At 71.2% G+C, this 13,406-nt stretch carries 9 protein-coding genes and 1 pseudogene; 4 read left to right on the plus strand and 6 right to left on the minus strand.

What is annotated here, in order from left to right; translation table 11 throughout:
- Positions 1-276 precede the first annotated feature (276 nt).
- Positions 277-3,021 (minus strand): TonB-dependent receptor, encoded by a 2,745-nt coding sequence (locus PSESU_RS00160; protein ID WP_013533726.1) that lies wholly within the window; start codon positions 3,019-3,021, stop codon positions 277-279.
- 302 nt (positions 3,022-3,323) lie between these two features.
- Here PSESU_RS00160 and PSESU_RS00165 point away from each other — a divergent pair, with 302 nt between their 5' ends.
- Together PSESU_RS00165 and PSESU_RS00170 are read left to right on the plus strand one after the other, a co-directional pair.
- Positions 3,324-4,343, plus strand: coding sequence for a sugar kinase (locus PSESU_RS00165; protein ID WP_013533727.1), 1,020 nt, complete (start codon positions 3,324-3,326; stop codon positions 4,341-4,343).
- Between the two features lie 166 nt (positions 4,344-4,509).
- Positions 4,510-5,165, plus strand: a pseudogene (locus PSESU_RS00170) (glutathione S-transferase family protein).
- 20 nt (positions 5,166-5,185) lie between these two features.
- On the opposite strand, the gene PSESU_RS00175 reads toward PSESU_RS00170, so the two are convergent.
- The 3 genes from PSESU_RS00175 to PSESU_RS00185 all read right to left on the minus strand — a co-directional run bounded on the left by PSESU_RS00175 (position 5,186) and on the right by PSESU_RS00185 (position 7,933).
- On the minus strand, positions 5,186-5,830 hold the full coding sequence (locus tag PSESU_RS00175; protein WP_013533728.1) for a response regulator: 645 nt from the start codon (positions 5,828-5,830) through the stop codon (positions 5,186-5,188).
- The gene (locus tag PSESU_RS00180; protein WP_013533729.1) at positions 5,827-6,933 is read right to left on the minus strand and encodes a sensor histidine kinase; all 1,107 of its coding nucleotides are present in this window, start codon (positions 6,931-6,933) and stop codon (positions 5,827-5,829) included. The genes PSESU_RS00175 and PSESU_RS00180 overlap by 4 nt, the downstream gene beginning before the upstream one ends.
- Positions 6,934-7,018: 85 nt before the next feature.
- Positions 7,019-7,933 carry a Ku protein gene (locus PSESU_RS00185; RefSeq protein ID WP_013533730.1) on the minus strand — a complete coding sequence of 305 codons (915 nt, stop codon included), beginning with the start codon at positions 7,931-7,933 and terminating at the stop codon, positions 7,019-7,021.
- 158 nt (positions 7,934-8,091) lie between these two features.
- On the opposite strand from PSESU_RS00185, the gene PSESU_RS00190 reads away from it, so the two are divergent.
- Positions 8,092-8,271 (plus strand): hypothetical protein, encoded by a 180-nt coding sequence (locus PSESU_RS00190; protein ID WP_013533731.1) that lies wholly within the window; start codon positions 8,092-8,094, stop codon positions 8,269-8,271.
- An 87-nt stretch (positions 8,272-8,358) separates the two neighbouring features.
- Here the strand turns inward: PSESU_RS00190 and PSESU_RS00195 are convergent, their stop codons facing one another.
- Positions 8,359-9,558, minus strand: a complete 1,200-nt coding sequence (locus PSESU_RS00195) for an aromatic amino acid transaminase (protein ID WP_013533732.1) — start codon at positions 9,556-9,558, stop codon at positions 8,359-8,361.
- A gap of 121 nt (positions 9,559-9,679) precedes the next feature.
- A complete protein-coding gene (locus PSESU_RS00200) occupies positions 9,680-11,764 on the minus strand; it encodes a TonB-dependent receptor family protein (RefSeq protein WP_013533733.1) in 2,085 nt (694 codons plus the stop codon).
- Between the two features lie 193 nt (positions 11,765-11,957).
- Here PSESU_RS00200 and PSESU_RS00205 point away from each other — a divergent pair, with 193 nt between their 5' ends.
- On the plus strand, positions 11,958-13,391 hold the full coding sequence (locus tag PSESU_RS00205; protein WP_013533734.1) for an FAD/NAD(P)-binding protein: 1,434 nt from the start codon (positions 11,958-11,960) through the stop codon (positions 13,389-13,391).
- Positions 13,392-13,406 lie beyond the last annotated feature (15 nt).

The raw sequence follows: 13,406 nt of genomic DNA on the forward strand, positions 1-13,406 counted from the left end.
GTGGTGGCTTGGAACCGTCGGCGCCGTCGACGGGAACCGCATGGCGATGCGGATGACACCGATAGTCAAACCGAAGGTAGCAGCCCCTGCACGGCCCCGCATCGTGCGCCGCAACAGCGCATGCAGGCAGGCGGGGCCTGGATGCACGCGGTGCCTGGGTCTCCCGTGGACGCCGTCGAGCGCACCGGCGGAGGCGTGCCGCGGAAGCGTCGGCCGCACGCAAAAGAAAACCGGGGCGGCAGGGCCGCCCCGGTTCCAGGGTCCAGGCGTGGATGCTCAGAACTTGTAGCGGATGCCCATCAGGTACTGGCGTCCGGTCAGGCTGTAATCCAGCGGCAGCTGCGAGGCGGCGCCGACCCAGGACTGCAGCGACGGCTCGTTGGTGAGGTTGATGCCTTCCAGGCTCAGCTCGATCTGCTCGCTGACCTTGTAGCGCAGCGAGGCGTCGACGTAGGTGATGCCGTTCTGGCCATGCACGTCGCTGGTGAAGCCCTGCTCGGTGCCCGGGACCTGGATCAGGTAGTTGTCGCGGTTGGTCGCCGAGACGCGGCCGGAGAAGGTCTGGCCTTCGTAGAACAGGGTGGCGTTCCACGAGTGCCGCGACAGGCCGGTCAGGTCGGTGCGCAGCGAAGCGGCGCCGGAGCTGGTCAGGTACTGGATCTTCGAATCGACGAAGGTGTAGTTCAGCTGCACGCCCAGGTTGGCCCAGTTGCCCGGCAGGAAGGTGAACGGCTGGATGAAGTTCGCCTCCACGCCCTTGAGCGGGCCGCCCGGGGTGTTGACCGGCACCGAGAACACGAAGTCGTCGTTCGCGCTGACGCCGAAGCCCTCGGCGACGCTGGCCGGCAGGCCGCTGGTGTAGAACGGCCGCACCTCGCGGGTGGTCTGCACGAAGCTCTCGATGTCCTTGTAGAACAGCCCCAGGCTCAGCATCGCGCTGTCCTGGAAGTACCACTCGGCCGACAGGTCGTAGGTCTCGGCGCGGATCGGGTCGAGGCCCGGGTTGCCGCCGGTGACGTTGCGCGAGCCGCCGCTGACGCTGACGGTCACGCCCGGGGTCAGGCTGCCCAGTCCCGGGCGGCTCATGACCTTGGCCGCGCCGAAGCGGACCAGCAGGTCGGGCGCGACCTCGGCGACCAGGTTCAGCGACGGCAGGGTGTCGCTGTACTCGCGCGAGACGGTCAACGGGGTGGGCGTGCCGGCGATGGTGGCGATGCCGGTCGAGGCCTGCTTGGTCTTGACGTAGCGCACGCCGAAGTTGCCCGAGAACGGGATGTTGCCCAGGTCGGTGGAGAACTCGCCCATCAGGTAGGCGCCGCGGTCCTTCTCCTCGACGCTGCGGTTGCTGGCCGCGTACGGCGACAGGGCGAAGGTGCCGTCGCCGCTGAAGATGTCGAAGTGGTCGGCGATGGCGTCGAAGTCCGGCACCACCCACTGGCCCGGCGAACCGGACATGCCGCTCAGGCGCGCCATCTGCACCATGTCCACCGGCACGATCCGGGTGCCGTCCGAGAACGCCGGCACGATGGTCTCGGTGGCGGTGCGGCGCCACTCCATCGACTCGAAGCCGTAGTCCTTGGCCAGCACGCCGCCCTTGAGGCGGAAGCCGGGGCTGATGCTCCAGTTGAAGTCGAGCTGGCCGACGTCGAAGTCGTTCTCGACCTTGTTGGCGCGCATGCGGATGGTGGACAGGGTCCAGCCTTCCGGATCGGTCGGGTCGATGCCGTAGTCGATTACCGGCGCCCACTTGTCGCCGCGGTAGTCGTAGCTGTAGCCGTCGACGTTGAGCTTGTCCATCATGATCGTCGCCTGCACGGGATTGTCGTGCCGGGACGAGGAGGTGCCGAGCTTGCCGGTCAGCTTGAAGCTGTCGCTGAACTCGTGCTCGCCGGACAGGCTGACCTGCTTGAAGACCGTATCCCACTCGTCGTAGCGGTGCTCGGCGCGCACGTCGACGTCGTCGAAGCGGCCGTACAGCAGCGCACCCGTGGCCGGGTCGATGTAGCCGTCGCGGACGATGGTCTCGGGCTTGCCGCCCTGCGAGGCCGAGCGGCTGAAGGAGATCGCCTCGATGTAGTGCTCGCGGCGGGTCGCGTCGATCTTCGAGTACAGGCCGTCCAGCGAGAACTGGGTGTTGTCGCCGGGCTTGAACTGCAGCGAGGCGGTCACGCCGGTGCGGTCCTGGTCGTGCTCCATCCAGGTGTAGCGCGGGAAGCGCGGGTGGAACACGTCGGCGGACATGGCATCGGTGAAGGTCGAGGCCGGATTGAAGCCGCCGTTGCTGGTGCCGTTGGCCCAGCGGCCGGTGCCGGTGCCCTGCTCCAGCGCCTTGCGCTTGGTGTGGGCCACCGACAGCAGGGCGCCGAACCTGCCGTCGGCCCAGGTGTTGGCGATCAGGCCGGCCACGCGCGGGGTGGCGTCGCCGGACATGTCGTTGTAGGAGGCCTGCGCGCTGGCGGCGACGGTGAAGCCGCTGTAGTCGAACGGACGCGCGGTGACCAGGTCGACCGTGGCGCCCAGCGAGCCCTCCTCGACGTCGGCCTGCGCGGTCTTGCGCACGATCATCTGCGAGAACAGGTCCGAGGCGAAGACGTTGAAGTCGAAGCCGCGGGTGCGGTTGGTGCCGCCGTTCTGGTCGGTGGAGCCGACCGTGGTCAGCGCCTCCATGCCGTTGATGCGCACGCGGGTGAAGTCCGGGCCCAGGCCGCGGACGGAGATGTTGCGGCCCTCGCCGGCGTCACGGGTGATGACCACGCCGGGAATGCGCTGCAGCGATTCGGCCAGGTTGAGGTCGGGGAACTTGCCCACGTCCTCGGCGACGATGGCGTCGACCACGCCGGCCTCGCCACGCTTGATGTCGATGGCGCGCTCGAGGCTGGCGCGATAGCCGGTCACCACGATGGTGTCCAGTTCCACCGCCTGCCCGGTCTCTTGCGCGAACACAGGTGCATGCAGCGCGAGGCCGATGGATGCGGCCAGCAAGGTAACCGGTGTCTTACGGCGGTTGCTACGAGTGTGCATATCCCCTCCCAGGGCTGACTATCTCGGAATGCGTTGTGCGTTGGACTAAGGGGCCAAGCGGCATGACACCGCTGGTCAAACGGGACGCTAACACCGCGTCCGGGCATGGGGCATCTTGCGCCGCAGCACGATCAACCTTGGTAGCGGTCACATCCGCGGATACGCCGAAACCCGCGCCAGCATTACAATGACACCGATAGCCACGATTTCCGGCCAATGGCCGCGCCAACTGCGCCGCCGCCCATGCCACCATCCATCCCCCCGCCTCCGGGCGGTCCCCCAGCCAGAGCCAAGGAGTCGCGATGTCCGCGCGTGTCGTGTGTTTCGGTGAACTGTTGCTGCGCCTGAGCGCGCCTGGCCGCGAGAAGCTGCTGCAGAGCCCGCAGCTGGAAGTCCGGGTGGGGGGCGCGGAGGCCAACGTCGGGGTGTCGCTGGCCCGGTTCGGCCACCGCGTCGACATGGTCAGCACCGTGGCCGACAACGCCCTGGGCGAGGCCGTCGTCGGCGAGCTGCGGCGCCATGGGGTCGGCACCTCCGCCGTGCGCCACGTGCCCGGGCGCATGGGCCTGTACTTCCTAGCCCCCGGCGCCATCCACCGGCCGGCCGAGGTCCTGTACGACCGCGCCGGCTCGGCCTTCGCCCTGGCCGCGGAAGAGGCCTACGACTGGCCGGCGTTGCTGGCCGGGGCCGACTGGCTGCACCTGTCCGGCATCACCCCGGCGCTGGGCGCCAACACCGCCGCCGCCGCCCTGGCCGCGGCCCGCGCCGCGCGCGCCGCCGGGGTGAAGGTGTCGTTCGATGGCAACTTCCGGCCGAAGCTGTGGGAGGCATGGGAGGGCGATGCCCGGGCCATCCTGCGCGGGCTGATGGCCGAGGCCGACGTGCTGTTCGCCGACCACCGCGACATGGGCGTGGTGCTCGGCGGCCAGTACGCGCAGGCCGAGCCCCTGCAGCGGGTTGAAGCCGCGGCCGCCGATGCCTTCGCTGCCTTCCCGCACCTGCAGTGGCTGGCCTGCACCCTGCGCAGCCCGCGCAACGTCGACCACCACGCCCTGGCCGGCGTCCTGGTCGGCCGCTCGTCGGGCACCGCGCTGGCACCGCAGGAGGAGGTCGGCCCGATCGTGGACCGCATCGGCGGCGGCGACGCCTTCGCCGCCGGCGTGCTGCACGGCCTCGCACGCGGCTGGGAACCGGAGCGCACGATCCGCTTCGGCCTGGCCGCCGGCTGCCTCAAGCATTCGGTCCCGGGCGACTTCAACCTGGTATCGGAGGCCGACGTCGAGGCGCTGGTCGGCGAGGGCCGCTACGACGTGAAGCGCTAGCCGGAGCCGCGGTGCTGCCGGAGGGAGGCCGGCTACGGCCGCCCTCCCCGCATGCGCCTGGCCTGGAGTGCCTGGCCTGCCTGCGACCGAAACCCAAACGCTGCACATCGCCCCTGGCCGATCCTGTCGGTCGCGGCCCTGCGGGGCGCACGCCAGCGGAGCGCGCATGCTGCCGACCATCACCGCCTTCAGGAACTCGCCCGACCGTGGCCGGGGCCTGGCCCGCGACCTGCGCGTGCGCTGGGCGCTGGAGGAGGTCGGGCAGCCGTACCGGGTGCAGCTGCTGGACTTCGCCGAGCTCAAGGCGCCGACCCACCGCGCGATCCAGCCATTCGGCCAGATCCCGACCTACGAGGACGGCGAACTGGCGCTGTTCGAATCCGGTGCCATCGTCCTGCACCTGGCCGAGCGCCATGGCGTTCTGCTGCCGCAGGACCCGGGCGCGCGCATCCGGGCGATCGGCTGGATGTTCGCCGCGCTGAACACGGTGGAGCCATCGGTGTCGAACTTTCGCTGGCCTCCATCCTGGACCGCGGCAAGCCATGGCTCGCCGACCGCATGGCCGCGCTGGAGGCGCAGGCACGGCGCCGGCTGGGCGACCTCGCGTGGCGCCTGGGAGACGCACCCTGGCTGGACGGCGGATTCAGCGCCGGCGACCTGCTGATGGTGACCGTGCTGGCGCGCGCGGAGGCCCATGGCCTGCTCGAAGGCTTCCCCAACCTGGTCGCCTACCTCCAGCGTGGCCGCGCGCGGCCGGCATGGCAGCGCGCGTACCAGGCCCAGCACGAGGCCTTCCTGCGCACCCGGGTGGAGCCGTCCTGAACGCGGCGTACCGCGGATGATCAGATGATCCGCAGGGTGATGGCCTTGAGCACGGCGCGGGTGCGGTCGCGGGTGCCGAGCTTGTCGAGGATCGCCGAGACGTAATTCTTCACCGTGCCCTCGGCCAGGAACAAACTCCGCGCGATCTCCTTGTTGGAATAGCCGCCGGCCAGCAGGCGCAGGATCGCCACCTCGCGCGGGTTGAAGCCTTCCCCGGGCGCGCGGTCGTCGTGGAAGCGGTAGCGCGCCCGCACCGGATCCGTGCTCACCGGCGCCAGCAGGGTCTCGCCGGCGGCCACGCGCAGGATTGCCTGGTGCAGTTGCCCAGGCGCGGCGTCCTTGAGCAGGAAGCCCTGGGCGCCGGCCTCGCGCGCGTCCAGCAGCAGGTCGGCCTCGTCGAAGGTGGTCAGCAGCAGCACCGGCGTCGCATCGCCACGGGCACGCAGCCCGCGCAGCATGGCGATGCCATCCATGCCCGGCATGCGCACGTCGCTGAGCACCACGTCCACCGGCTGCGCCTGCAGCGCATCCAGCAGTGCCTGGCCGTCCTCGGCTTCCAGCGCGACCGTCACCTCCAGGCGCTCGAGCAGGGCGCGCAGGCCCGCGCGGACCAGGGCCTGGTCGTCGGCCAGCGCGACCCGCAGGCGCGGCGTCGTGGCGTTCATGCCGGCAGCCTCGCCTGCAGGTGCAGGCCGCCGCCCTGGGCCAGGCCCACGTCAAGCCGGCCGCCAAGTGCCGCCAGCCGCTCGCGCATGCCGGACAGGCCGTTGCCCTCGCGCACCGGTCCGCGGCAGTGGCCGTCGTCCTCGATATCGATGGAAAGTCCCTCGCGGTCGCGGCCAATGCGCACCTTCACCCGCTCCGCCGCCGAATGCCGGGCGGCGTTGGTCAGCGCCTCCTGGACCACGCGCAGCATCGCCTCGGCCACCGCCGGGTCGGTGACCCGCACGTCTTCGTCGATCTCCAGTTCCAGCCGTGGCCGCGGGAACGGCGCCGCCAGCGCCCGCAGCGCGGTGGCCAGGTCCAGGCCGCGGTCGTCGCGCAGCGACTGCACCACCTGGCGGATGTCGGCCATCAGTTCGCCCGACAGCTGCTCGGCCACCACCAGCTCGTGGCGGCCTGCCAGCTGCGGCTCGCCCAGCAGCAGGCGCAGGTTGAGCCGCATCGCCGTGAGCTTGTGCCCGGCCACGTCGTGCAGCTCGCGGGCCATGCGCACGCGCTCGGCATCGCGCGCGCTGTCGGCGAGCAGGGCGCGGGTGGCGAGCAGGTCGGCGTTGACCCGGGCCAGCGCGTCGCGCGAGCGCTCGGCCGACGTGGCGTAGTGCACGCAGATCGCGGCCAGGCCCTGGAAGCCCATGTTGATCAGCACCAGCGGCAGCGCATCCCTGTAGCCGGCGTGGCCCAGCGCGAAATAGAACCCGGCGTTGGCCAGCACCGTCGCGATGATGGAAGTCCGCGGCGTCCAGGTGGCGAAGACGCAGGCCACCCAGATCACCAGCAGCACCTGCGAGGCGTTGACCCGGTAGCTGACCAGGCTCAGCAGCAGTACCACCGGGACCATCGCCACCAGCACCAGGTCATGCAGGCGCCGGCGGCTCTCAGGGATCACCTGCTGCGCAAGGAACAGCAGCAGGAACACGCCCAGCAGCAGCAGCGCCAGGGGCCGCTGCGCATCAGGAGTGAAGCGCAGGGCGTAACCGACGGTGAGGATGGTCAGCAACCCGGCGATGGGCAGCGGGCGGAGCAGGGATTCGAGCATCTTTCGCATGCGCGCATGCTCGGCCCTGCCCGGCTCCGCGGCAATGGCCCGGCCGCAGGTCGTGACTTCCGGCAGGTGGGCGCGGTGCTTCCCGTCAGCCGGCCTTGCGCTTCGCGGGAGCCTTCTTCGCCGCCTTCTTGGCCGGGGCCTTGCGCGCGGCCTTCTTGGCCGGGGCCTTCTTGGCGGGAGCGGCCTTCTTGGCCGGCGTGCGCTTCTTGGCCTTCAGGCTCTGCTCCAGCAGCGACATGAAGTCGACCACGTTGGTGGTGGTCTCCTCCGGAGCGTCCGGCTCGTCGTCCACCTGGGTGGTGCCGCCGGCGCTCTTGATCCGCTTGCGGATGATCGCCTGCAGCCGCTCGCGGAACTCGTCGCGGTAGTCGTCCGGGGTCCACTTGCCGGTCATCGACTCGATCAGCTGCTCGGCCATCTGCAGTTCCTTGGCGCTGATCCGGTAGTCGGAGGCCGAGCCCTCCGGCAGCTTGTGCTCGGCCGGGTCCACCAGTTCCTGGGGATAGCGCAGCAGCATCAGGATCAGCGCATCGCCATGCGGCAGTACGGCGGCCAGGTACTCGCGGGTGCGGATCACCACCCGCGCGATCCCGGCACGGCCGCTGTTGCGCAGGGTTTCGCGCAACAGCACGTAGCCCTTCTCCGCCTTCTTGGCCGGCACCAGGATGTAGGGCTTCTCGTAGTAGCGCGGGTCGATCTCGGCGGCATCGATGAAGGTCTCCACCTCCACCGTCTCGTGGCTCTCCGGCGAGGCCGCCTTGATGTCCGACTCCTCGAGCACGACGTAGCTGCCCTTGTCGTACTCGAACGCCTTGACGATCTCCTTCCACGGCACTTCCTCGCCGGTTTCGGCGTTGACCCGTTCGTAGCGCACCGGCTTCTGGTCGCGCGAGTCGAGCATGCGGAAGTGCAGGTCGGTGCGGCGCTCGCCGGACATCAGCGAGACCGGCACGTTGAGCAGGCCGAAGGAAAGGGTGCCGGTCCAGATCGGGCGGGCCATGGCGGAGTCTCGGGCAACGGGGAGAGGAGGGTTAGCACGCCTGCCGTGGCGCGGTCGTGAGCGCCGGGCGAAGGCCGGCGCCGGAACTCCTCACGCGTTCTTTAGCGGCATGGCGCAAGCATGGGCGTTCCCGCCGGACAGACAACACGAGGCAGAGCATGTCCACCCGAGACCGCAAGGACCCGCCGCCGCCCGGCACGGAGCGGCAGCCGCCCACGCCCGCCGAGGAGCAGAAGCGCAAGCGCCACGAGGATCGCAACCAGGACGAGGCGCTGGAGGAGACCTTCCCCGCCAGCGATCCGGTATCGCCGTTCGTCCCGGCCAAGGTGCCCGAATAAGCCCGATTACCTCGTACCTCGCTACACCCCGGAAAGCAGAAGGCCCCGCAGTGCGGGGCCTTCGTGCATCCGGTGCCAGCGGTCGGATCAGGCGCTGACCGCGGCCACCGCCCTGGCCACGTATTCCAGGTTGCCCTGGTTGAGCGCGGCCACGCAGATGCGGCCGGTGCCCACGGCGTAGATGCCGTACTCGTCGCGCAGGCGGTCGACCTGGGCCTTGCTCAGGCCGGAGTACGAGAACATGCCGGCCTGCTGCGAGATGAAGGCGAACTCGGGGCGGCCCTGTTCGGCCAGCTTGGCCACCAGGCCCGCGCGCAGGGCGTGGATGCGCTCGCGCATCTGGCGCAGCTCGTCCTCCCACAGGCCACGCAGCTCCGGGCTGGTGAGCACGCCGGCCACCAGCGAGGCGCCGTGGGCCGAGGGGCTGGAGTAGATGGTGCGGATGATGCGCTTGACCTGCGACTGCACCGCCTTGGCCTGCTCGGCGGTGGCGGCGACCACGCTCAGCGCGCCCACGCGCTCGCCATACAGCGAGAACGACTTGGAGTAGGAGCTGGCGACGATGAAGCTGTCGATGCCGGCCTCGACCAGGATGCCGATCGCGGCGGCGTCCTCGGCGATGCCCTTGTCGAAGCCCTGGTAGGCCATGTCCACGAACGGGAACAGCTGGCGCTCCTTGAGCACCTGCGCCACCTGCTTCCACTGCTCGACGGTGAGGTCGGCGCCGGTCGGGTTGTGGCAGCAGGCGTGCAGCAGCACGGTGGTGCCCGGCTGCAGCTTCTGCAGGTCGGCCAGCATGCCGGCGAAGTCCACGCCGTGGGTGGCGGCGTCGAAGTAGGTGTAGTCCACGACCTCGAAACCGGCGGCCGAGAACACCGCGCGGTGGTTCTCCCAGCTCGGGTTGCTCAGGGCCAGGGTGGCGTGCGGCAGCACCTTGCGCAGCAGCTCGGCGCCGACGCGCAGTGCGCCGGAACCGCCCACGGTCTGGGTGGTGGCGACCCGGCCGGCCGCCAGCAGCGGCGAATCCTTGCCGAACAGCAGTTCACGGGTGGCCTGGGTGTAGGCCGGCAGGCCGTCGATCGGCAGGTAGCCACGCGGGCGCGCGGCGGCGGCCAGCGACTGCTCCACCTGCTGCACGGCTTTGAGGAGCGGGATCCGACCCTGTTCGTCGTAGTAGATGCCGACGCCCAGGTTCACCTTGGTGGCGCGGGTATCGGCGTTGTAAGCCTCGGTCAGGCCCAGGATCGGGTCGCCGGGGACCAGTTCGACGTTCGAGAAGAAGGACACGGCTTGGCTCTGCGATGGAGGGAGACGGTTCGCGGGCGCGTGCATCGCGGCCGCAAAAACCGCCCAATCGTAGCAGGGCCCCGGCGGGGGCTCGACCGTTTCCGCGGAGACGGTCCCGGCGCTAGCGCCGCAGCTCCAGGCCCAGCAGCAGGCCGCGCCCGGGGCCGGGCTCGTAGTAGCGGCCGTTGGACTCGTTGACGATCACCGAGCCGGCGTACTGGCGATCCAGCAGGTTGTCGATCCGGGCGAAGGCGCGCACCCGGCCGTCGCTGCCGGCATTCCAGCTGCGTGCGGCCTCCAGGTGCAGCAGGCCGTGGCCGGGGGCGGACTCGGTCCCGGCGTCGTTGACCGGCACCGCGCCCAGGGCGAGGCCCTCCAGCGCCGCCTCCCAGGCCTGGCCTTGCCACTTCAGCCGCGCCCAACCCTGGCGTCGGGCCACGCCCGGGATCGCCGAGCCGGCCGCCACCGTGCCGAAGGCGTCGTTGAAGCGCGCATCCAGCCAGGTCGCGGCCAGCTGCAGCGACCAGGCCGGCGACAGCGGCACCCGCGCCGACACCTCGGCGCCCTCGCGGCGCGCGCTGCCGACGTTGCGGAAGCTGGAACGACCGCCGCTGTTGCTGGCCACCGCCAGCTCGTCGTCGGTATCGACCCGGAACAGCGCAGCCTCGACCGAAGCACCGCCATCGGCGCGCCACTTCATGCCCAGCTCGAGGTTGTCGCTGCGCGCCGGCTGCAGGTCGAAGGCCAGGCCGGCGCCGCCATCGGCGCGGTAGGACAGCTCGTTGAAGGTCGGGGTCTCGAAACCGCGCCCGGCCGACAGGTACAGGCGCAGGTCGGTGGACGGGCTGAACACCACGCCGGCCACCGGGGTGAAGGCCGAATAGCGCACCGAGCCGCTGTCGTCGGGATTGGCGGCGGTGGTGTAGCGGTCGTCGGCCTCGAAGCGCAGCTGGCTGTGGCGCGCGCCGGCCTGCAGCGCCCAGCGCGGCGCCAGCCTCCACCAGGCCTGCAGGTACTGGTCGAAGCTGCGCACGGTGTTGAGCTCGTCGCGGCGCAGCGCCCCGCGCACGCCCAGGCGCTGGACGCCATCGGCGACGAGGAAGTTCTCGTGGCCGCGGCGCTCCTGCCGCTGGCGCTCGACGCTGGTGCCGGCGGTGAGCTCGAAGCGGCCGGAGCCGTCCTGCCAGGCCACGCGCGCATCGGCGCCACCGTAGCCGCCGTCCAGGTCGATCACGCCGCCGGAGTGCAGCGGGTTGGCCTGCGGTGCCGGCGGCACCGCCAGGTACTGCACCACCTCGCGCTGGCCGGCCCAGCCGCTGGCGCGCAGGTTCCAGCCGCCGTCCAGCGGCTGCCGCCAGTGCAGGCCCAGCTGGTCCTGGCGCACCGACTTGCGGGTGTCGTAGTCGTGCGCGACCGCGGTGGCCTGGCGCGGGTTCTCCAGCATCTGCGCGCGGGTCAGACCCAGCGGGTCCTGCGCGTCCGGCGCATCGAAGTGGTTGCCGACCAGTTCAATGCGCCCGCCGCCGTCCAGGTCCCGGTGCAGGCGCGCGTTGAGCCAGGTGCGCCGGGCCTCGCTGTGGTCGCGGTAGCCGTCGCTGTCGAGTACCGAGGCCGAGAGGTTGTAGCCGGTGCCGGCGGCGGTGCCGCGCAGGCGCGCGCTTCCGGCCAGGTGGCCATGGCGGCCGGCGGTCGCACGCAGGTCCAGGCTCGGCTCTGGAGTGCCGTCGGCGCTCCACAGCTGGACCACGCCACCGGAGGAATTGCCGTAGAGCGCCGAGAACGGGCCGCGCATGACCTCGATGCGGTCGCCGGCGGCGAGGGCGAAGTGCGAGACCTGGCCCTGGCCGTCCGGTGCGGTGGCCGGGATGCCGTCGGCATACAGGCGCACGCCGCGCACGCCGAAGGTCGAGCGCGCGCCGAAGCCGCGGATCGACAGCTGGGTGTCCTGCGCGCGGTTCTGGCGGTCGCGCGCCAGCAGCCCGGGGATGCCGGAAAGCACTTCCGACACATCGGTACGCGGACGCGCCGAGTCCGCCTGCAGGTCGACCACGTCCAGCGAGGCGGGCAGGTCGAACGCCGGTGCCGACTCGATCCGCGCGGTGACGACCACGCCCGGCAGTTCGACCGTGGAAGCCGGTTCGGCCGCGGCGGCGAGGGCGGGCACGAGCGCGCCGGCGGTGCCGGCCAGCAACAGGGCGTTCTTCATGCAGCGGGTCACGGAGCAAGGGCTGGGGCCGCAAGTCTAGGCATAGGCGCGTCAGGCTTGTGCGAGGCCGCCACTCATGCCGATGCGCAATGACGTTCTGCCCAACGGTTGCGTGCGGTACCGACCTGGCCACCGCATCTTTGTTCCCCGGCACTACGCCGCTGCGGTCGCACGATCCAAGGGAGGTCAGGCCATGCGCATCACCATCATCGGTGCCGGTTTCACCGGCAGCGTCCTGGCCACCGAACTGGCCCGGATCGCCCCGGTCGGCGTCGACCTGTGCCTGGTCGGCAACGCCGATGGCTTCGGTCGCGGCGTGGCCTACGGCGAGGCCCGGCCCGAGCACCTGCTCAACGTGCGCGCCCGCGAGATGGGGGCCACCCTGGACCAGCCGGCCGAGTTCGCGCGCTGGCTCAACCTGACCCGCCGCGCCGAGGAGAGTTTCCTGCCGCGGCTGGTGTACGGCGAGTACCTCTATTCGCGCATGCAGTCGGCGGCGCAGGTGTCGCTGGCGGGCTTCAACCAGGTGCAGCAGGAGGCGGTGGCGGTGGAGCGCGAGGGCGATGCCTTCCGCGTGCTGCTGGCCGACGGCAGCGACTTCCTCACCGACCGGGTGGTGCTGGCGGTGGGCACCCTGCCCCCGCAGCGGCTGCAGGGCGTGGGCCCGCGCCTGCTGGTGGACCCGGCCTATATCGCCTGGCCGTGGCAGAAGAACCTGCGCGGCGAGGATGCCCTGTCGCGGGTACCGGACGACGCGCGGGTGCTGATCATCGGCACTGGCCTGACCATGGCCGACACCGTGGTCACCCTGCTGCGCCGCGGCCACCAGGGGCCGATCACCGCGATCTCGCGGCACGGCCTGCTGCCGCAGCCGCACCTGGCCGAACCGGGCCCGACGATCGCGCTGCCGCCGACGGTGCTGGCGGCGCTCAACAGCGGCGACGTGCGCCAGCTGCTGCGCGCGCTGCGCAGCCTGGCTCCGATCGTTCCGGACTGGCGCAGCCTGGTGGATGCGCTGCGGCCATTCCTGCAGGGTTACTGGCAGGGGCTGCCGGACGTGCAGCGCGGCCGCTTCCTGCGCCACCTGCGCTCGTACTGGGAAGTGGTGCGGCACCGGCTGGCACCGAGCCTGCACGAGGAACTGGAGCAGCTGCGCAGCGAGGGCCGCCTCACCATCCGCGCCGGCCGCCTGCTGCGCGCCAGCCGTGGCCACCAGGCGGTGGAAGTGGTGATCCGCGAACGCGGCCACAGCCACGCCCTGGCCGAGCAGTACGACGTGCTGGTGCGTGCCACCGGCCTGGATACCGACGTCGAGCGCACCAGCCATCCGCTGGTGGGCCAGCTGCGCGATGCCGGCATCATCAGCGCCGACCGCTTCGGCCTGGGCCTGCGCACCAGCACCAGCTACGAGGCGCTGGACCGCAACGGCGCGGCGGTGCGCGGGCTGTACTGCATCGGCCCGCTGCTGCGTGGAAGGTTGTGGGAGATCACCGCGGTGCCCGAGTTGCGGGTGGCCGCGCGCGACCTGGCCCAGCAGCTGCTGCGTGCGCCTTCGGCCTCGGTGCGGGTGCAGCGCGACGCCGCCCTGCCGCGCAGCGTCCGCGTGCTGCGCCAGGCCTCGCGCTGAGGCGAAGGCTTGGCG

Origin of the sequence: Pseudoxanthomonas suwonensis 11-1 (assembly GCF_000185965.1) — a bacterium.
In the GTDB taxonomy this organism is placed as follows: Bacteria; Pseudomonadota; Gammaproteobacteria; order Xanthomonadales; family Xanthomonadaceae; genus Pseudoxanthomonas; species Pseudoxanthomonas suwonensis_A.